The 20,733-nt window shown below is 69.9% G+C and carries 13 protein-coding genes; 5 read left to right on the top strand and 8 right to left on the bottom strand.

Annotated elements, in window-relative coordinates; genetic code table 11:
- The first annotated feature begins 37 nt into the window (after positions 1-37).
- Positions 38-2,008, top strand: coding sequence for a pilus assembly protein TadG-related protein (locus ACEN9J_RS25020; protein ID WP_413762334.1), 1,971 nt, complete (start codon positions 38-40; stop codon positions 2,006-2,008).
- A 46-nt stretch (positions 2,009-2,054) separates the two neighbouring features.
- Positions 2,055-3,491 (top strand): sigma 54-interacting transcriptional regulator, encoded by a 1,437-nt coding sequence (locus ACEN9J_RS25015; protein WP_057594326.1) that lies wholly within the window; start codon positions 2,055-2,057, stop codon positions 3,489-3,491.
- A gap of 45 nt (positions 3,492-3,536) precedes the next feature.
- Here the strand turns inward: ACEN9J_RS25015 and ACEN9J_RS25010 are convergent, their stop codons facing one another.
- The 7 genes from ACEN9J_RS25010 to ACEN9J_RS24980 form a co-directional block, all read right to left on the bottom strand.
- On the bottom strand, positions 3,537-5,096 hold the full coding sequence (locus tag ACEN9J_RS25010; RefSeq protein WP_057594325.1) for a TolC family protein: 1,560 nt from the start codon (positions 5,094-5,096) through the stop codon (positions 3,537-3,539).
- Complete coding sequence (locus tag ACEN9J_RS25005; RefSeq protein WP_057594324.1) at positions 5,093-6,409, bottom strand: HlyD family type I secretion periplasmic adaptor subunit; 1,317 nt, start codon at positions 6,407-6,409, stop codon at positions 5,093-5,095. The genes ACEN9J_RS25010 and ACEN9J_RS25005 overlap by 4 nt, the downstream gene beginning before the upstream one ends.
- 80 nt (positions 6,410-6,489) lie before the next feature.
- Positions 6,490-8,304 (bottom strand): peptidase domain-containing ABC transporter, encoded by a 1,815-nt coding sequence (locus ACEN9J_RS25000; protein WP_057594323.1) that lies wholly within the window; start codon positions 8,302-8,304, stop codon positions 6,490-6,492.
- An 83-nt stretch (positions 8,305-8,387) separates the two neighbouring features.
- The gene (locus ACEN9J_RS24995; RefSeq protein WP_057594322.1) at positions 8,388-8,681 is read right to left on the bottom strand and encodes a hypothetical protein; all 294 of its coding nucleotides are present in this window, start codon (positions 8,679-8,681) and stop codon (positions 8,388-8,390) included.
- The gene (locus tag ACEN9J_RS24990; protein WP_057594321.1) at positions 8,678-11,791 is read right to left on the bottom strand and encodes a glutamate ligase domain-containing protein; all 3,114 of its coding nucleotides are present in this window, start codon (positions 11,789-11,791) and stop codon (positions 8,678-8,680) included. The genes ACEN9J_RS24995 and ACEN9J_RS24990 overlap by 4 nt, the downstream gene beginning before the upstream one ends.
- Positions 11,792-11,893: 102 nt before the next feature.
- Complete coding sequence (pal, locus tag ACEN9J_RS24985) at positions 11,894-12,400, bottom strand: peptidoglycan-associated lipoprotein Pal (RefSeq protein WP_057594320.1); 507 nt, start codon at positions 12,398-12,400, stop codon at positions 11,894-11,896.
- A 90-nt stretch (positions 12,401-12,490) separates the two neighbouring features.
- Positions 12,491-17,359: a hypothetical protein gene (locus ACEN9J_RS24980; protein ID WP_413762333.1), complete on the bottom strand. Its 4,869-nt coding sequence runs from the start codon at positions 17,357-17,359 to the stop codon at positions 12,491-12,493.
- 343 nt (positions 17,360-17,702) lie between these two features.
- On the opposite strand from ACEN9J_RS24980, the gene ACEN9J_RS24975 reads away from it, so the two are divergent.
- Positions 17,703-18,137, top strand: a complete 435-nt coding sequence (locus tag ACEN9J_RS24975; RefSeq protein WP_413762332.1) for a DUF1841 family protein — start codon at positions 17,703-17,705, stop codon at positions 18,135-18,137.
- Positions 18,138-18,146: 9 nt separating this feature from the next.
- Here ACEN9J_RS24975 and ACEN9J_RS24970 read toward each other — a convergent pair whose 3' ends face one another.
- The gene (locus ACEN9J_RS24970) at positions 18,147-19,130 is read right to left on the bottom strand and encodes a LysR substrate-binding domain-containing protein (protein ID WP_413762331.1); all 984 of its coding nucleotides are present in this window, start codon (positions 19,128-19,130) and stop codon (positions 18,147-18,149) included.
- Between the two features lie 122 nt (positions 19,131-19,252).
- Between ACEN9J_RS24970 and pcaH the strand changes: the two genes are divergently transcribed.
- Both pcaH and pcaG read left to right on the top strand, forming a co-directional pair.
- Complete coding sequence (gene pcaH, locus ACEN9J_RS24965; RefSeq protein WP_057590882.1) at positions 19,253-19,969, top strand: protocatechuate 3,4-dioxygenase subunit beta; 717 nt, start codon at positions 19,253-19,255, stop codon at positions 19,967-19,969.
- A gap of 23 nt (positions 19,970-19,992) precedes the next feature.
- A complete protein-coding gene (gene pcaG / locus ACEN9J_RS24960; RefSeq protein WP_057590881.1) occupies positions 19,993-20,607 on the top strand; it encodes a protocatechuate 3,4-dioxygenase subunit alpha in 615 nt (204 codons plus the stop codon).
- The last annotated feature ends 126 nt before the right edge of the window (positions 20,608-20,733 follow it).

Raw genomic sequence — 20,733 nt, 5'->3', positions numbered from 1 at the left:
CCCTCGCAGTGCTTCGCGCTCGCGGGGTTCCGTGGTCGTGAACACGACCATCGCGCTCGCACTGATCATCATCACGCTGCTGGGTGTCGAGCTCGGCTACCGCTTCTTCCTGAAGCGGGAATTCCAGAAGGCTGCCGATCTTGCGGCGCTGGCAGGCGCGCAGCAGGTCCGGGCCGGCTGCAGCGTCGGCATCTCGGCCGCTCTCGCCAATGCCAACGGCAGCGGAAGCAATGACGTGCAACGCAACCTGCCCGTGGGTTTCTCGCTGTCCGCCAATGCGGTCCAGTGCGGCTTCTGGGATGCTACCGGCGGCTTCCGTGCGCCCACCGGCACGCAGATCGCCAATGCGATCCGCGTGAACATGCAGCAGACGCCGGTCGCGATCGTTTCATTCTTCGGCAGCGATCGGAACATCGGTGTCAGTGCGGTCGCCGCGCTCGGCGCGCCGATCGCCTCCTTCTCGGTCGGCAGCAAGCTGATCACCGTCAGCGGCAACAGCTCCCTGCTCGGCCCGCTGCTCAAGGGCATCGGCCTGGACCTCTCCGGCACCTCGCTGCTGGCCTATGATGGCCTGGCGCAGGCCAAGGTGACGCCGGGAGGGCTGCTGAAGGCACTCGGCATCCCCGTTTCGGCCGACATCGGCGTCGGTGAACTCAATACCCTGCTGGCCGGCCGCACCGTCACGCTCGGCTCCCTGCTCGACGCCATCGTCACCGCTGCCGGCCAGAACCAGCTGCTGAGCGCCAACCTCGCGCTCCTGCAAGCCATACAGGCCAAACTCGGCCTGTCGAACCTCAACGTGCAGTTGGGCACCCTGACCGGCTCGAACGGCCTCTTCGCTCAGATCATCGCGCCGGGCGGCAGCGGTCAGAGTGCATTGAACGTCGGCGTCAATGCGCTCGACCTGATCTACACCGCGATCGGCGTGGGCACGTCGCGCCATGCGGTCGAGACCGGGCTGAACATCGACCTCCTGTCGCTGGCCAAGATCACCACGCAAGTGACGGTGATCGAGCCTCCGTCGATCGCCATCGGCGGCATCGGTGCCCGGGCATACACCGCGCAGGTGCGAACCTATATCCGGGTGAAGACCGACAGTGGCCTGTTGGGCACGCTGCTTTCGGGTCTGATCAAGCTCGATCTGCCGATCGTCATCGATGTGGTCAGCGGAACGGGCGAGGTGACCGACATGTGCCGCCCCGAATTGCAGGCGAACGGGAAGGACAGGGCGAACATTCTCGTGACCAGCTCGCTGCTGCAGATGTGCGTGGGGCAGATCGCGGCTTCCGATCTTTTCTCCGCGAAGGATGCATGCACCTCTTCGAAGCTCTCGTCGATGGAACTGGTCAATGTGCTCGGGCTCCTGAAGGTGAACAACAAGCTGGCCGTAAACGGCCTCCAGGGAACACCACAGCAGGTGCTCCTGGCAGAGGGTGAAACGAAAACGACGGATGTGAACAACCTGCCACTGGGCACGCTGGTGGCCGACCTCGTCGGACAGATCTCGAACCTTCTGTTCGGCAATCCCCCGACCGGGGCTCCTACCGGCGCGCAACTGGATGCTTTGACCAGCCAGATGTGGGACAACACGGCTTCCCTCTGCACGGCGGACACTCCCGCTTGCCGAGGCCAGCGCTACAACAGCGTGATCACCTCCATTCGGCAGCAGAGCAATCAGAGCGGCCTTCTGACAGGCCTCCTCAACGGTGTGACCGACCTCTTGAGCGGAGTGCTCAACGACTGCACGGGATTGCTCGGCCTGGGCGGGAGCACCACCGGTTGCAAGAACATGATCAAGAATTCGCTGTCTTCCAGCAGCAACTCGGGCGGGAACGCCATATCCAACGCGCTTTCCGTGCTGGTCGGCCTGCTCAAGCCACTTCTGAACGCCGTGGGCGCGCAGGTCCTCACCCCGCTGCTCCAGAATGCACTGGGCATCAACGTCGGCCAGATCGACGTCAACCTGAGGTCCCTGGATTGCAAGGCCTCCCCCATGCTGGTGTACTGACCGCAGTGAAAACGCACCGAATGAATTTCAAGGGCTCCCCACGCAGATGAGCGCCTCCCCCAATTTCGACGAACTCGACCTCTTTGTCTGGGAAGGAAAGGCCGACATCCTCGACCGCATCGCCCGCTGCATGGCGAGCTTCGATGTCGAGGTGATCCGGGCCGACGGCATGCCGCCGCCCTCGCAGGACCGCACGGCGGCGATGCGGCCGTCGGTGGCGATCATCAGCGTCACTGTCATCGATGGCGGCGGGTTGCCGCAGGCGACCGAGCTGCTCCAGGGCATGCCGGTGATCTGGGTCGCGGCCGCTTCGCGCGAGCGCGACTCGCGCACCTATCCGCCCGAGTACCTGCACGTGCTGCCCTACGACTTCACCTGCGCCGAACTGCGCACGATGGTCGCGAAGCTGGTGCGGCAGCTGCGCGCGCGCGACGTGGCGCCGCAGCCGCTCGACGAGCTGGTGGCGCACTCCGAAGCGATGAAGTCGCTGCTGGCCGAGGTCAATGCCTTCGCCGATTGCGACCACAGCGTGCTGGTGCGCGGCGAGACCGGCGTGGGCAAGGAACGCATCGCGCAGCAGCTGCACCTGGGGCACCAGAACTACAGCAAGGGCGCGTTCGTGGCGGTGAACTGCGGCGCGATTCCCGACGGGCTGTTCGAGTCGCTGTTCTTCGGCCACGCCAAGGGCTCGTTCACGGGCGCGGTGCATGCGCACCGCGGCTACTTCGAGCAGGCCACGGGCGGCACGCTCTTCCTTGACGAGATCGGCGACCTGCCGAAGTACCAGCAGGTGAAGCTGCTGCGCGTGCTCGAGGACGGCGCGGTCACGCGGCTCGGCGCGACCTCTCCGATCCGGGTCGACTTCCGGCTGGTGGCGGCGACCAACCGCAACCTGCGCGAGATGGTGGCCAGCGGCGAATTCCGCGCCGACCTGTTCTACCGCCTCGCGGTGATCGAGCTGCATGTGCCCAGCCTCGAGGAGCGCGGCGAGATCGACAAGATCGCGATCTTCAAGGCACTGCTGGCCAACGTGCTGGGCGACCAGCTCGAGGCGCTCGGCGAAACGCCGCACTGGCTCAGCGACGCGGTGGCCGAGACCTACTTCCCCGGCAACGTGCGCCAGCTGCGCAACCTCGCGGAACGCGTGGGCGTGATCGCGCGGCAGCTGCACAGCTGGGACCAGCACCTGATCCAGCGCGCGATCGCGCTGACCCGCGGCACGCCCTCCACCGGCGCGGGCGGCGGCATGGGCCTGGGCGCGAACGCGGTGGGCACGAGCAGCGCCTTCGATGCCGCCGGCGGCGATCAACGCAAGGGCTGGAACGGCAGCGAGCGCAACCGCATCATCGCGGCGCTCGAGATCAACGACTGGAAGCGCCAGGACACGGCGCAGCACCTGGGCATCAGCCGCAAGGTGCTGTGGGAGAAGATGCGCAAGTACCAGATCCTCGACGGCGAACCGGGCATTCCGGAAGACGCCTGAGCCGCGGCGCGCCCAGCGCGCCGCGCACCCCTTCTTCTCTGTTCGTCAGTTGCCGGCCGGCAGGCGCTCGGCGCGCCGCAGGGTCACGGTCTGCGCGTTCTCCGAGCGATCCACGCGCGCCTCGCTCGCGCAGGTCGAATTGCTCGCGAGGCACGGGCCGCTCAACAGGCCGTCCTCGGTCAGCACGGTGCGGCTCGGCGCGCCGAAAACGCGGTCGACCCATTCGTTGCCGCCCTCGGGGTCGATGCGCAGTTCGCCGGTGGTGCGCGCCAGGCGCAGCTCGTTGACGCGCAGGTCGAACACGGCATCGACGTAATCGAACAGCAGGTTGTAGTACTCGAGCTGGGCATCGAGCACCTGCGGCAGAGTGTCGCGGCCGAACTCCAGCAGGCGGCGGCGGCCGCGGAAGGCCTGGCCCGAGGTGCTCACGGCCTCCATCAGCTGGCGCTCGCGCTCGCGGCCCGACACGGTGCGCGACCACGAGGCGCTGGTGAGCTCGAACAGGTTGAGCTTCACGCCCTCGAGCTTGGCCTCCTGGTTCTCGACCTCGGCCATGGCGGTGCGCACGCGCAGCTGGCGGTCGAAGCCGCTGCCGAAGTTCCAGCTCAGCTCGAGCGCGGTGCGCGTGGGATCCTGCGGCGACACGCCGCGTGGGTCCTTGCTCTTCACGATCACGGCCTCGACGGTGGGCCAGATGCTGGCCTCCTGCTGCTCGACCAGCGCCTTGGCCTTGTTGATGCGGCCCTGGGCCTCGGCGATCTCGGTGCTGCGCTCCTCGGCGCGGCGCAGCGCCTCGGCCTGCGAGTCGATGCGCCACTGCGGCGGCGCGGCCAGCACCGGCAGGTTGCGCGTGATGGGCGTGAACTTGAAGTAGCTGCGGAACTTGGCGATGGCCTCGTCGCGCTGGGCCTCGAAGTCGGCTTCGCGCGCGGCCACGCTGGCGCGGCGCGCGCTGGCCATGTTGAGGTCGTTCTCGCCGGTGGCGCCGAGCGCGACGCGGCGCGCCTCGGCCTTCGAGAGCTCGGCCACGATCTCGGTGGAGCGGTGCGCGATCTCCTTCTTGAGGTCGAAGCGCTGCACCTGCAGGTAGGCGGTCAGGGCATCGAGCACCACCTTCTGCGAGGTGGTGGTGACAGCCTGGCCGTCGGCCTCGTTGCCGGCCTCGGCGGCGCGGATCGAGGCGCTGATCGCGCCGCCGTCGAGCAGGCTCATGCGCGCCTCGGCGGTGATCACGTTGTAGCTCTGGGTCTGCGCGTTGGCGGCGCCGCTGTTGTAGTTGCCCGATGAGGTGCCGACCTTGAAGCGCGGATAGCGCGCCTTCTTCGCCTGGTCGATCTGGAAGCCGCTGGTGTTGGCGGCGGCCTGCGCGGTCTGCACCTCGGGGTATTCCTGCGACAGCGCGACCAGTGCCTGCTTCACGCGCTGCACGTAGCCGGCGGTGCCGATCGAGGGCTGCGACAGGCGCCGCGCGAGCACCAGCGAGGGCGGCGGATCCTGCTGCTCCTGCGCCATCGCGGCGGGCGGCAGCGCGAAGCTGGCGGCGAGCGCCGCGCACAGCACGCCGGTGCCCGCGGGGCGCCGGCCATTGGTCATGCGGCGCTTCATGGTTCGCGGAAGGCTTCGCGCCGAAGCTTGAGCACGGGACGCAGGATGTACCAGATGAAGGGGTCGGTGCCGACCTTGAGGTCGACCTCGGACTCCATGCCGACGGTGATGCGGTTTTCCTTGTGGCCGACGAAGGACTTGTCGGTGCTGATCAGGAGCCGGTAGTACGGCGCGCCGTTCGAGATCGCGGGGTCGCGGTCCGCGTCGGCCGCCACCAGCGTGACCTTGCCCTCGACGGCGCCATAGCGCAGGTAGTCGTAGGCGGTGATCTTGACGGTGGCCGCCTGGCCGATCTCGACGAAGCCGCGGTCGTTCGGGTTGAGCCGCGCCTCGACCATGATCTCGTCCTTGTCGGGCACCACCTCGAGGATGGCCTCGCCGGGCTTCACGACCCAGCCGGGACTGCCGCTGCGCAGGCCCTTGACGATGCCGTCCGAGGGCGCCTTGACCTCGGTGCGCGAGCGCTGCGTGCGTGCGCGCGCGAGGTCCTCGCTCAGGCTCGCGAACTGGCGCTCGACGGTGGCGAGTTCGTCCGACGCGCGGCGCCGGAAGCGCCCTTCGGCCTCGGCCATCTTGGCCTGCGCCTCGGTGATGGCGGCGTTGGCCGAGATCACGCCCTGTCGCGCCACCGCGAGTTCGCTGCGCGCGGCCTCGGCCTGGCGGCGCTTCTCGAGCACCTCGACCTGGCCGACCAGCTTTTCCTTCAGCAGCTGCTCGGACACCTCGAGTTCCTTCTGCATCAGGTCGAGCCGGTCGCTCAGGCCCTTGACCTTGGCCTGCTGCTCGAGCTGCCGGCTGCGCGCGGCCTCGAGGCCGGAGATGGCCCCGGCCATCACGCCGCGCTGCTCGAGCGCGCGCGCGTCGTAGGCGCCGGTCTCGCCGGCGTACACGCCCTCGTCGATGTCCTTGGCGAAGCTGTCGCGCTTGAGCGGCTGGCCGCGGCTCTCGGCCAGCAGGCGCACGCGCGTGGCCTGGGTGGCGGCATAGCGCGCGGTCAGTTCCTCGAGGTTGAGGCCGCTGCCGCCGAGGTCGATCTCGACCAGCGACTGGCCCTGCTTGACGTGGTCGCCTTCCTTCACGAGCACGGCGCTGACGATGCCGCCTTCCAGATGCTGGATCGACTTCACGCGGTCGGAGGGGATCACGCGCCCGGGCGCGACCACGACAGTCTCCATCGGGAAGCCCAGGCCGACCAACGCGAAGACGCCGATCAGGCCGCCGAGCAGCCATTGGCGCCGGCGGCCCTGGGGCGTGACCTGGGCGGCGCGCCTCTGTTCTTCGGTCTGCAGGACCTGCGGCAGATCGGCTTTCAAGATCTCGCCTCCCTTGCGGTCACTCGGTCGTCGCACTCGGTCATCGGTCGATCGGTCCAATCCATAAACAAAGTCGAAGCTCAGGCGATCGAGCGCGCGGAGGACTCGCCGTCCTCGCCACCTTCGGGCAGCGCCACCAGCGCCTTCTTCACGCCGAACAGCTTGGGCACCATCGCCGCGGCCGTGCCCTGCTCCACCGTGCCCTCGCCGGTCACGTGGTAGACATGGCTGGCGGCCGAGACGATGCGCAGCGAATGCGTGACCACCACCACGGTGCGCACCTTGGCCACCGCCAGCAGCGTGGCCAGCAGCGCGCGCTCGCTCTGGAAGTCGAGGTCGTTGCTGGGCTCGTCGAGCACCAGCACCGAGGGCTTGCGCAGGAAGCTCATGGCCAGCGCGAGCTTGCGGCGCTCGCCCACCGACAGACCGGTGCCGCCCTCGCCCACCATCGAGCGGTAGCCGTCGGGCAACCGCGAGATGAACTCGTGCGCGCCCGAGAGCTTGCAGGCCGCGACGATCTGCTCGTCGCTCTGGCCCGGCGCGGTGCGGCGCATGACGTCGATCAGCGAACCGCCGAACCAGTAGACCTCCTGCGAGAGGTAGCTGATCCAGCGCGACAGCTCCTCGCGGCCGAACTGCGAGAGGTCGTACTCGCCGATGCTGACGACGCCGTGCGTGGGCGTGTACAGGCCCGACAGCAGCTTGACCAGCGTGGACTTGCCGGCGCCGTTGCGCCCGACGATGACGTGCAGGCCGCCGGGGCCGATGTCGAGATCGAGGTTCTCGATGACCGCCTTCTGCGCGTTCTCGGTGAAGCTGAAGCTCACGTCCTTGAGCGTGATGCGGCCCAGCGGCTGCGGCAGCGCCATGCCCACCGGCGGCTTCTCCACCGGCTCGCCGAGCACGGTCTCCAGGCGCTTGGCGGCTTCCTTGGCGGTGGCCAGCGAACGCCAGTTCGACACCAGGCCGGCGATCGGCTGCAGCGCGCGCAGCGCGAGCATGTTGGAGGCCACGAGGCCGCCGACCGTCATCCACTGCTCCATCACCGAGATCGCGCCCACCGTGACCACGATCACCGAGAACACCGTCAGCAGCACCGTGGTGCCGTCGCGCGCGGTCTCGATCTGGCCGTTCTTGGTGAAGCTCTCGGTGAGCCAGTCGTTGTAGGTCTTCTGCCACATCTCGATGATGGGGCCGTCGTTGGCCTGCGACTTGAGCGTCTCGCGCGCATGGCAGATCTCGGCCGTCATGCGGTCGAGGCCGCGGCCGCGCTGCACTTCCTCGACGCGGCCGGCGCGCACTTCGTCGGCCCACCACCAGGCGAGGAACGAGAGGATGGCGAGGAAGGCCACCACCACCGGCAGCACCGGCAGCGCGACGATGCCGATCACCACCAGCCCGAACACCGCCATCGGCAGGTCGAAGATCGATTGCGCGAGGCCGCCGGTGACGGTGCCGCGCACCGAGCCGACGTCGCGGAAGTACAGGTGCCACACCGAGGCCGGCCGCGCCTCGAGCGCGCGCAGCGGACGACCGAGCATGGAGCCCATCAAGGCGCCCGAGACGCCGTGGTCGATGATCGCGCCCGCGTTGCGCAGCAGGCGCGAGCGGCGCGTGCGCAGCCAGAACTCGATGCACAGGAAGAACAGGATGCCGCTGACCAGCGCCGCGAGCGTCGAGACGCCGCTGCGCGAGAGCACGCGGTCGTAGACCTGCAGCAGGAAGATCGAGGGCAGCAGCCCGAACAGGCTGATCGGAATGGAGCGCCAGGCCGCGCTCTTGATCAGCGGGTAGGCATCACGGAACGCGGCGTGGAGGGCGCCCGCGTAGGGACTGGCACCGGGCTCCACGGGCCGTTCGGCGACCAGTTGAGTGGGCAGGAGAAACTTGATCATGGGCGAAAGCCGATCCCGTCAGGCGATGACGCAACGGCTTCATTATCAACTGTTACCCGACTGTTACAAGGCAATATTTCACTCTAGAAAGCAGTGCAATTCGAGGCTTTGGTCAGGGGTCGGTCAGTCCCTGTCGCCGCTCGGTGCGAGACGGTTTCGGTGGGCAGCACGATGCCGGCGCAAGCCACCGTCCTGCGTGCCTGCGCGGGTTCGTCGTCTCCGAAGAAACCCCGATCCAGCAGGATCGCGACGTTGACGCACAGCAGCATGCAGACGACCCACGCGCACAGCAGCTGGGCCCAGCCCGTCCACCACCGGCGTGCCGGGGCGGCTTCCTGCTGCGCGGGCAGATGAAGGAGTGCATCCAGTCTGGTCATGGCAGTGCTTTCAGAACCCGGGCCAGCCGGGACAGACCCACGCCCGCGGAGCTTTTCGCGAGCACCCAGTCGCCCGGCTGCAGCAAGCTGCCCAGCGCGGTCGACAAATCGGAGACGTCGACGAACCAGTGCGAACGCACCTTCGAGCTGATGCGCGCATGCAGGGCCCGCATCAGCGGTCCGCACAGCAGCACGCGGTCGGCCTGCGTGGCCAGCAGCTCGGGTTCGAGGTCGAGGTGATGGCGCTGGGCCGCGGGGCCCAGCTCCTGCATGTCGCCGAGGATCGCCACGCGGCGCGCGGGCTCGCACGGGGCCTGCGCCAGCAGCTCGAGCGCGGCGCGCATCGAGCTCGGATTGGCGTCGTAGGTCTCGTCGATCAGCTTGAAGCTGCCGCCGCCGATGTGGATGGTGTGCAGCGCGCCGCGGCCGCCCGGCGGCTCGAACTGCGCGAAGGGTTCGACCGCCGCGGCCAGCGGCAGGCGCAGCGCGGTCAGCGCGGCCAGGCCGGCGACGGCGCTCATGCCCATGTGGCGGCCCGGCGCGTTCAGCCGCAGCTGCAGCGGCTCGCCGGCCACCACCGCCTTCACCTCGCCATGGTCGAAGGAGACCAGCCGCACGTCGGCCGCGCGATGCTCGCCGTAGCTCACCACCTGCAGCTGGCGTTCGGCCGCGACCTCGGCGAAGACCGGGTACTCGAGCATGTCGCGGTTCAACACCACGCTGTCGCCGGCCGTCATGCCGAGGAAGATGCGCGCGTCCTGCCGCGCGGCGGCCTCGGCCGGGCCGCGGTGCTTCTGCGCCGCGGCCGAGGGACCGGCGATCACCGCGAGCGTCGGGCGCACCAGCTGCGTCGACGCGGGCAGCTGCGACTGGCTCATGTCGAGCACCCAGTAGGCGGCGTGGCGCGGCAGGCAGGTGAGGTTCCAGGCGATGCCGGACGGCAGGCTGATGCTGCCCTCGGGCTGGCCGACCTCGCCCCACACGGTGAGCGCACTGGCCATCATGGCCGCCACGGTCGAGCCCGTGACGCCCTGCCCCACCACCGCGCAGACGCCGCCGTCGAACTCGGCGCGCGCATGGGTGCCGAGCTGCAGCACGGCCTGCGGCAGGTCGGCCACCTTGAGCACGGGCACGCGCTTGTCGAGGTGCGGCTTGGGATCGACGCACAGCACGGCGGCCGCTGGCTGCAGCACGCCCTTGAGCGCGACGGCCGCGAGCGGGGCCTTGGCATTGCGGGTCTGGTTCTCGAACACCACGCGGCCCTTGCGCAGGAAGGAGCGCTGCGCGACGCCGCTGGCGCGCCAGCCGTCCTCGGGCTTCACCACCCACTCGCCGCCGGTCACGCGCGCCATCTCGCTCGCGGTCCAGGTGCCGCCGTCGTCGCGCGGTCCGCCCTGGCCGACCGAGATGCCGCCGCCGGCCACCGCGCCGGCACCGGTGCCGTGCAGCGTGCGGCGCTCCACCAGGTAGCGGTGGAAGGCCACGAAGCCCGAGACGTACTGCTCGACATCGTCGATGCGCACGCGGAAGGCGTGGTGGCGGATGAAGAACGAGCCGACGATGGTCGAGGGACGGCGGAAGTACATCGCCATCTCGGGCCAGAAGTAGCCGTTGAGCAGGTAGTGCGCGCGGTAGTCGAGCGCGCGGTAGAACTTCTCGACGTCGAGCTCGTCGAGCAGGTGCCGCATCGCGGGCATGCCCTCGAGCCGCTGCAGCATCTGCTGCGCGGCGAGCATCAGCTCGAGCAGCGTCGGGAAGGTGGTCTTGCGGTCGAGCACGAAGTCGAGGTAGCCCGCGACGTTCTGCAGCCCGAAGCGGAAGTAGCGCTCCTGCGGGCTCCAGCGCGCGAGCTCGTTGACGCAGCAGCTCAACCAGTGGTCGTGCGCCTGCCAGTGCTGGCTGGCGATGAAATGGTCGAAGGCCTTCTCCACCACCGCGAGCCACTGGGGATCGCGCGTGAGGCCATAGAGGCGCAGCAGGCCGTACGAGGCCTGGCCGTCGTAGTAGATGATCCGCGAGGCCTGCTTGAGCGTCAGGTCGTTCGCATGGATGACGTGGTTGAAGCGGCCGGTCGCCGGGTCCTGCAGCGAGGAGATGCCCAGCGCGAGCTTGTCGAGCAGCGGCAGCCAGCGCCGCGTGTCCATGGCCTCGCAGTACTTCACGAGCGCCAGCACGCAGGCCGCGTTGCCGCCGAGGCGGATCTCGCCGCCGGTGTCGACCAGGAACGAGATGTCGCGGCCGTCGGCGAGCTTGTAGTCGCGGATCAGGTGGTGCACCAGGCGATCGAGCGCGCGCTCGATGGCCGCGCGCAGCGTCTCGTCGCGCGTGATCTCCCACGCCTCGATCATGGCGTAGAGCGCGCTCGCATGGCGCATCGCGTCGTAGGTCGGGATGCGCCGGTCGAAGCAGGGGAAGTAGCCGTAGACGAACAGGCCGTCGGCCTGCACCTGGCGCGCCAGGTACGAGGCGCCGCTGCGCACCAGGTCGAGCGTGGACTGCGGATTGAGCGCGGGCAGCTGGCGCCGCCCGGCATCGAGCCCCGTGCCCACGAGCTTGTGCACCACGCCGTCGGGCTGGCAGAACAAGCCCACAGTTGCTAGCAGGAACACCGGCTGGTCGCCCGGCAGGTCGAGCGAGAGCCGGCGGCCGAAGCGCTCGTCGGCATAGAGCTCGAAATTGCGCGGATTCACCACCGCGTGCGCGATGGTCGAGTCGCCGCTGAGCATCGCGTTCGCATTGAGCTCCTGCTCGGTGAAGGCGAGCTCGAAGTCCTTGTCGAAGGCCAGGCCGAGGCGGAAGTAGTTGCGCTTGACCGAAGCGAGCTGTCCCTTGAACTGGGTCCAGTCGATCGGGCTCGCGCCCTCGACCCAGTCGATGCGCAACCAGGGCGTGGCGATGCCGTGCTCGCGCACCCAGCGTTCGACCTGTTCGGCGCCTTCGCGCCAGGCGGTCTCGAGCACGGCCGCGCGGGTGTGCACCACGTGCGCCCGCTGCGTGCCGTCGCTCACCGAGAAGAACAGCGTGAAGGCCGGGTAGGGCGCCGGCAGCGCCGCGCACACCGAGACGAGTCGCTCGTGGCAGGCGTGGAGCTGATCGGAAAAGGACATCATTCGGCCCCGGTCGAAAACGGGCAACCGGTCGTCTTCGTCATGCGTTGCCGCGATGACTCGGAAGACCGGGAGCTGCCATCGAAGGCATCGCAGTTCCCTGGTTCAGCGGTAGCTGAATTCGGCGCGGCGATTGAGCTGGTAGCCCTCCTCGGTGTTGGCAAGCGACGCGGGTTTTTCCATGCCCCAGCTGATGGCTTCGAGCCGTTCGGCGGGCACGCCCAGCTGCGTCAGGGCGCGCTGGACGGCTTCGGCACGGCGCTGGCCCAGCGCGAGGTTGTATTCGCGGCCACCGCGCGAGTCGGTGTGGCCTTCGAGCACGACACGGCTCGTCGGGCGGTTGCGCAGGAAGCTGGCGTGCGCCTCGACGATGCCGCGATATTCGGGCTTGATGTCGTATTTGTCGAAGTCGAAGTAGACGATCTTCGACACGCCGGCCGGGCCGTTCTGCACCGGCGGCGGGGGCGGCGGCTCGACCTTGGCGACCGCGCTCGCGCCCTTGTTGGAGTAGTAGTAGGTCGCGTCGTCGCGACCCGGCTTGGGCGCGGTGCCACAGGCCACCAGGCTGGCGCCGAGCGCTGCGATGGCCAGTATCCGGAAACTCGTCTTCATACCGTTCCTTTCAGAGGACGGACCGTCGCCGGTCCGTCCTTTCTTCTGCTGCTCGTTCTCTTTTTTCCGTCCACTGTTCGCGTGACCGGATCAGCCCAGCAGGCCGTGCAGGATGTTGGTGACCGGGGTCACCACGTTGCCCACCGTGTGCTCGACCTGGCTGGTGATCGGGGTCACGGTCTGGGTCAGGTTGGTACCCAGGGCGTGGTCCACGCTGTCCAGCACGTTGGCCACCGGCTCGACCACCGGGGCCGCGGCACCCGAGGCGCCGGCCAGGATGTCGGTCACCGGAGCCAGGGCGCCGGAGCCTGCACCGGTCAGCGTGTCGACCACCGGGGCGAGCGTGGTGCTCAGGCCGCTGGCGACATCGGTCACCGGCTGCAGGATGTTGGCCACGGGGCCGTCGCCGCCGAGCGAGCCGAGCAGGCTGCCGACCAGGCCGTCGTTGCCCAGGAGGCCGCCGACGAGACCGTCGTTGCCGAGGACGCCACCGAGCAGGCCGCCTTCGCTGCCGCCGAGGACACCGCCGAGCAGGCCGCCGTCGCCACCGAGCACGCCGCCCAGCAGGCCGTCGTTGCCCAGCACGCCACCCAGCAGGCCACCATCGCTGCCGCCAAGGACACCGCCGAGCAGGCCACCGTCGCCACCGAGCACGCCACCCAGCAGGCCGTCGTTGCCCAGCACGCCACCCAGCAGGCCACCGTCGCTGCCGCCGAGGACACCGCCGAGCAGACCGCCGTCGCCACCGAGCACGCCACCCAGCAGACCGTCGTTGCCGAGGACGCCGCCGAGCAGACCGCCGTCACCGCCAAGCACGCCACCCAGCAGGCCGTCGTTGCCGAGGACACCGCCGAGCAGGCCGCCGTCACCGCCGAGCACGCCACCCAGCAGGCCGTCGTTGCCGAGGACACCGCCGAGCAGGCCGCCGTCACCGCCGAGCACGCCGCCCAGCAGGCCGTCGTTGCCGAGGACGCCGCCGAGCAGGCCGCCGTCACCGCCGAGCACGCCACCCAGCAGGCCGTCGTTGCCGAGGACACCGCCGAGCAGGCCGCCGTCACCGCCAAGCACGCCGCCCAGCAGACCGTCGTTGCCGAGGACGCCGCCGAGCAGGCCGCCGTCACCGCCGAGCACGCCACCCAGCAGGCCGTCATCGCCCAGGACACCGCCGAGCAGGCCGCCGTCACCGCCAAGCACGCCGCCCAGCAGGCCGTCGTTGCCAAGGACGCCGCCGAGCAGGCCGCCGTCACCGCCGAGCAGACCGCCCAGGAGACCGTCGTCGCCGAGCACGCCTCCCAGCAGACCGCCGTCGCCACCGAGCACGCCGCCCAGCAGGCCGTCGTCTCCCAGCACGCCACCCAGGAGGCCGCCGTCGCCGCCGAGCAGACCGCCCAGCAGGCCGTCGTCACCCAGGACACCGCCCAGGAGGCCACCGTCGCCGCCGAGCAGACCACCCAGCAGGCCGTCGTCACCCAGGACACCGCCCAGGACACCGCCCAGGAGGCCACCGTCGCCGCCGAGCAGACCACCCAGCAGGCCGTCATCACCCAGCACGCCACCAAGCAGGCCGCCGTCGCCGCCGAGCAGACCGCCCAGCAGGCCGTCGTCGCCCAGCACGCCACCAAGCAGGCCACCGTCGCCGCCGAGCAGACCGCCCAGCAGGCCGTCGTCACCCAGGACACCGCCCAGCAGACCACCGTCGCCACCGAGCAGACCGCCCAGCAGGCCGTCGTCACCCAGCACACCGCCGAGCAGGCCACCGTCGCCGCCAAGCAGACCGCCCAGCAGGCCGTCATCGCCCAGGACACCGCCCAGCAGACCACCGTCGCCGCCAAGCAGACCGCCCAGCAGGCCGTCGTCGCCCAGCACGCCACCCAGCAGACCACCGTCGCCGCCAAGCAGACCGCCCAGCAGGCCGTCGTCGCCCAGGACACCGCCCAGCAGGCCACCGTCGCCGCCAAGCAGACCGCCCAGCAGGCCGTCATCGCCCAGGACACCGCCCAGCAGGCCATCGCCGCCAATCAGATTCGCCACGCCATCGGTCAGGAAGTCGACCTGCGTGCCCACCGCGCCCAGCAGCGCGTCGGTCGTGCCGGCGCCCAGCAGCTGGTCGGTCAGCGGGCTCAGCAGGCCGCCCACGCCATCGGTGACCTGGCCCACGAGGTCGTCCACCGGGTCCAGCACGTTCGGGTCGTTCGGCGTGAAGCTGTCGCCGAGCACCGGGCCCAGCAGGCCGCTCACGGTGTCGGTCAGGCTGTCGGTCAGGCCGACCACCGGGGCGAGCACGTCGCCCAGGCCGAGCTCGCCGAGCAGGCCGTCGTTGAGGCCGTCGACCAGGCCGCCGACGATGCTGTCGGTCGGGTCGAGCAGTTGCGCGCCCGTGCCGCCACCGCCACCGCCGATGCCGTCGAGCAGGCCGCCGAGCAGACCGCCCACCAGGCCGTCATCGCCGAGCAGGCCACCGACGAGGCCGTCGTCGGCCAGCAGGCCGCCAACGAGACCGTCCGGACCCACCAGGCCCTGCACCAGGCCACCGTCGCCAAGCAGGCCGCCGACGACGCCGTCGCTACCCAGCAGGCCACCGACCAGGCCGTCGTCGCCCAGCAGGCCGCCGACCAGGCCGTCATCGCCGAGCAGGCCGCCCACGAGGCCGTCGCCGCCGATCAGGCCACCGAGCAGGCCGTCGTCGGCCAGCACGCCGCCGAGCAGGCCATCGTCGCCCAGCAGGCCACCGACCAGGCCGTCATTGCCGAGCAGGCCACCCAGCAGGCCGTCGTCGCTCAGCAGGCCGCCCAGGGGACCGCCGGCACCGAGCAGACCGTCGTCGCCGAGCACGCCACCGAGCAGGCCGCCGTCGCCGAGCAGGCCACCCAGCAGGCCGTCGTCGCCCAGCAGGCCGCCGAGCAGACCGTCTTCACCGCCGAGCAGGCCACCCAGCGGGCCGTCGGCCAGCAGGCCGCCGACCACGCCATCGGGGCCCAGCAGGCTGTCCACGAGGCCGCCTTCGCCGAGCAGGCCGCCGGTGAGGCCCGCGCTGCCCAGCAGGCCGCCGAGCACGCCGTCGGAACCGAGCAGGCCACCGACCAGGCCGTCGTCGCCGAGCAGGCCGCCGAGCGCGCTGTCGTCGCCGATCAGGCTGCCCAGCAGGCCGTCCGAACCGAGGGCCGGGCCGAGCAGGCCGCTCAGCAGGCCGCCTTCGCCACCCACGCCGCCGAGCAGGCCGCCGTCACCCACCAGGGTATCGAGCAGGCTGCCGACCGCGGTGCCTTCGCCGATCAGGCCGCCGACCAGGCCATCGTCGCCCAGCAGCTGGCCCACGACGCCGTCTTCGCCGAGCGCGCTGCCCAGCAGGCTGCCTTCGCCGAGCAGGCCATCGACCACCTGGCCGATGGTGCCGTCGGTGCCCAGCAGGCCGTCGACGACGCCATCGATGCCCAGGCCGGTGGTCACGCCACCGAGCAGGCCATCGCTGCCCAGCACGTTCTCGAGCCCATTCGCCAGGGCGTCGGTCACGTAGTCGACCTGGCCGTTGAGCGAGCCGATCAGCGCATCGGTCACGCCGTTGCCCAGCAGGGCATCGACGACCGGGGCGACCGCGCCGCCCACGCCGTTGGTCAGGTTGTCCACGGCCGTGTCGACCGGGTCGAACTCGTTCGGATCGTCGGGCGTGAACTCTTCGCCGACGATCGGCGCGAGCACGTCGTCGAGCAGGTCGGTGACACCATCGACCACCGGCTTCACCGGGTCGAGCGCGCCACCCAGGCCGAGGGTGTCGTCCACGGCGTCGATCACATGGTCGACGAGGCCGTTGCCCGGGTCGAGGAGGTGGTCTGCGTCAGCATCGGCGTCTGCATCAGCGTCCGCGTCGGCGTCGGCGTCGGCATCAGCGTCCGCATCGGCATCAGCGTCCGCATCGGCGTCAGCGTCCGCATCGGCGTCAGCGTCCGCATCGGCGTCAGCGTCCGCATCGGCGTCAGCGTCCGCATCGGCATCGGCATCGGCATCGGCATCAGCGTCGGCATCAGCGTCCGCGTCGGCATCAGCATCCGCGTCGGCATCTGCGTCCGCGTCGGCATCAGCGTCCGCGTCGGCATCAGCGTCCGCATCGGCATCAGCGTCCGCATCGGCATCGGCATCGGCATCGGCATCGGCATCGGCGTCGGCATCGGCGTCGGCGTCGGCATCCGCGTCGGCATCGGCGTCCGCATCCGCATCAGCGTCCGCATCCGCATCCGCATCCGCATCAGCGTCCGCATCCGCATCAGCGTCCGCATCGGCATCCGCATCGCCATCGGCATCGGCGTCCGCATCGGCGTCCGCGTCGGCATCGGCATCCGATTCACCGGTCCCGCCAGGAACGAGGAAAGGAATGAAACCGCCATCGCCGCCACCGCCGCCGCTCAGCGCGGCACCCAGTGCGGCGGCGCCCAGCGCGCCGAGGGCGAACTCGCCCAGGCCGATGCCGCTGCCGGCAGCCAGCTTCTTGGTCACGGCCAGCGCGGCGGCATCCGCATCGCTGTCGGGCGGCGTGACCTGCAGGTCGCCCGAGGCCACGTCGACGTTGACCTGCTCGAGGCCGCCGGGCAGCTTGGTGGAACCCACCGTGGCATCGGTGCCGCCGGTGAAGACGCCGGCCAGCGGCGCCTTGTTGCCGGCCGATCCGGGGAACAGGACGTTGGCCTGGCCACCGTCGGGAACGATCACGCGATCGCCGGCCATCAGCGAATGGCCGCCGTCGACGGGAATCGACACGCCATCGCGCATCACGACCGTGCCCGGCGTAGCATTGGATAGCGATCCGATGCTGGCGGGCGCCGTCGCGGCGGGCGCTGCGGGTGCGACCACCGGTGCCGAGCCCATGGGAGCGATCGGCGTTGCGGTGGCCTGGGCGATGACCACTGGAGCAACGCCGTTATCGGCAGTTCCTGCGGTCGAGGGGGACGATGCTTGTGGTGCAGTCATGGCGGCCTCTGTGACAAAAGATGGAACTACAGGGGCAACTTGCGTGCCGCTTTTTCCAGGCCTTGCACCCACTGCCCATCGACCGCCGCAACTCATTGATTTGCTTGGTTTTTTCTTCCAAATCAGTCCTTCGCGAAACGGTTCGCGAGGGCTTTCACCGAGGTCTTTTTTCGATTCGTTACGTAACGATGTAACGTGTGTGTCCCGGAACGCCGGCCCGACCCCAGGGGTCTTCGGCCGACACGCGCAAGCGCCACGGACCTGCGTTACGCGTCATCGCCGCGCACGTGGCCACGGCCTCGCGGCCTGCGTCCCTTCCGCTTCTTTCTCTGCCTATCTATATATGTTCAACCCCACCCAGGAAGAGGTGCGCCGCTTCTTCTGCGACGTCTACGCCAAGCACCGCCAGGGCCTGCCGATGGAAGCGCTCGAAACCATCGCCGCCGGCTGGATCGAGGCACACCCCGAATACCACGAGGACCTGGTCGACGCCGACGCGGCGGTGGCGCGCGTCTACGACGGATCGAACGGCCGCGAGAACCCGTTCCTGCATCTGTCGATGCACCTGTCGATCAGCGAACAGTGCTCGATCGACCAGCCGCGCGGCATCCGTCAGGCGGTCGAGCTGCTGGCCGCGCGCCGCGGCTCGCTGCTCGATGCGCACCACGAGGCGATGGAATGCCTGGGGCAGATGATGTGGGAGAGCCAGCGCGCGGGGCGCCCGCCCGATGGCGAAGGCTATGTCGCCTGCGTTCAACGCCGCGCGACGAAGGACTAGCCAGTCCCCCTACCCCGCCGACGCCCCGCGCCGCCGCGCCGGCAGCGAGCCCTGCGGCTTCGCGGCCTCGCGCAGCAGCCCCGTCATCGCGGTACGCAGTGCCGAGGGCTCGGCATCGCTGCGCAACAGCAGGCCCACGGGTTCCTCGGTGCCGGCGGTGTCGATGCGCAGCCGCACCATGCGGCCGTCGGCCAGCTCGCCGCGCGCCGCGCCCAGCGGCGTGATCCACACGGCATCCGACAGCGCGACCAGCGCGCGCGCCAGCGCGACGTCGAGCGTCTGCAGCGTGTTGGCCGGCAGCGCGAGGCCGCGCGCCGACAGGAAGCTCTCGGTGTTGTGGCGCGGGATCGTGCCCTCGCCGTAGACCATCAGCGGATAGTCGAGCACCGATTGCACCGACACCGGCCGGTGCGCGAGCGCATGGCCGGTGCGCACCGCGAACACCAGCGGCTCGGTGTGCAGCAGCTCGAAGCTCAGGCCGCCCATCTGGCGCGGATCGCTCATGCGGCCGACCACCAGGTCGAGCTCGCCGGCGCGCAGCTCGTCGAGCAGCACCGGGTTGGCCGCGCTCTTCACCACCACCTGCACCGCGGGCCAGAGGCCGCGCAGCCGTGCCAGCGCGGCCGGCAGCAGCGCGGGCGCGACGCTGGGCAGCGCGCCGATGCGCAGCCGCTCGACGCGCCCCGCGGCCGTGGGCGCGATGGCCTCGGCGCTGGCATCGAGCGCCTCGAGCACCTTCCGTGCATGCGCGAGCAGCTGCTCGCCGGCCGGCGTGAGCCCCTGCACGCCGCGCCGCCCGGCGCTGCCGCGCTCGACCAGCCGCGTACCGGCGATGCCTTCGAGCTCCGACAGCGTCTTCGACACCGCGGGCTGGCTCAGCGCCAGCCGCTCGGCCGCGCGCGCCAGGTGACGCTCCTGCGCCACCGCCACCAGGCAGCGCAGGTGGCGCAGTTGCACGTTGCGCACGAAGTCCAGCCGCAGGTCGGTCGTCATCGCCTCTTTAATTACCATTGGTTATTGAAATCGAATCAATCTTCAATTTACATCATCGAAGCGCGATTCCAGAATTCGCCCATCCGGACCCGGTCCGTCCCACGATTCAGGAGACAACAGGCATGTTGACCAAGACCCAGCCCCAGCTCACCCCGCGTGACTGGGACGCCCATCCCAGCTACGTCTACCCCGGCTACAAGTCGACCGTGAAGCGCGGTCCGCAGAAGCCGCTGATCCCGCTCAAGGCCTCGCTCGGCGAGCTGCAGCAGCCGGTCTACGGCCACGAGAGCATCGGCGAGTTCGACCACGACCTCACGCGCAACGCGCGCCGCAACGGCGAGCCGCTGGGCGAACGCATGATCCTCACGGGCCAGGTGCTCGACGAGCGCCGCCGCCCGGTGGCCAACACGCTGGTCGAGCTCTGGCAGGCCAATGCCTCGGGCCGCTACGTGCACAAGGTCGACCAGCACGATGCGCCGCTGGACCCCAACTTCCTCGGCGCGGGCCGCTGCCTGACCGACAGCGAGGGTCGCTACCGCTTCCTCACGATCAAGCCCGGCGCCTACCCCTGGGGCAACCATCCGAACGCCTGGCGCCCGCAGCACATCCACCTGTCGCTGTTCGGCCAGAGCTTCGCGAGCCGCCTGGTCACGCAGATGTACTTCCCGGGCGACCCGCTGCTGCAGTACGACCCGATGGTCACCGGCACGCCCGAGCGCTACCGCAACCGGCTGATCGCCGACTTCAGCCTCGACATCACCGAGGAAGGCTACGCGCTGGGCTACCAGTTCGACATGGTGCTGCGCGGCGCCGACGAGACGCCGTTCGAGAACCGCTGAGCGAAGAAGGAAAGAGACACGCCATGAGCAAACTGATGAGCGCCCAGGAAGCCGACTTCGGCCAGACGCCCTCCCAGACCGTGGGCCCCTACTTCGCCTACGGCCTCACCGCCACGCAGTACGGCTACGACTTCGACCAGCCCTTCGACGCGGTGCTGGCGCTGGACGACGCCGCCGGCGAGCGCATCCGCCTCGAGGGCCGGGTGATCGACGGCGACGGCAATGCCATCAACGACGCGCTGGTCGAGATCAGCCAGCCCGATGGCGAGGGCCGCTATCCGCAGACGCCGGCGCAGGCGCGCGAACTGGGCTTTCGCGCCTTCGGCCGCGTGGGCACGGGCACCGACGCGCAGAACCGCTTCGTGTTCCACACCGTGAAGCCCGGCGCCGAGTCGCCCGGCGAGGCGCCGCACATCAACGTGATCGTGCTGATGCGCGGCCTGCTGCTGCATGCCTTCACGCGCGTGTACTTCAGCGACGAGGCCGAGGCCAACGCCAGGGACGCGGTGCTGCAGAGCGTGCCGGCCGAGCGCCGCCACACGCTGGTGGCGCAGCGCATCGAGCGCGGCGGCGCGGTCAGCTACCGCTTCGACATCCGCATGCAGGGGGCGGAGGAAACCGCCTTCTTCGACGTCTGAGCCCCTGAACCCGAAGCCGGCCACCGCGCCGGCTTTTTCGTACCCGGACTTCTTCTTTACAGCGCGGCAGCCGCAAGGCGGCCGCGCGCTCGCCGCTGCGCAACGCAAAACCATTCCAACACGGAG

This window comes from Variovorax sp. Varisp41 (assembly GCF_047325085.1).
Lineage (GTDB): Bacteria > Pseudomonadota > Gammaproteobacteria > Burkholderiales > Burkholderiaceae_C > Variovorax.
Note: the sequence above shows the minus strand (reverse complement) of the source record. Positions and strands in the feature narration are given on the sequence as shown.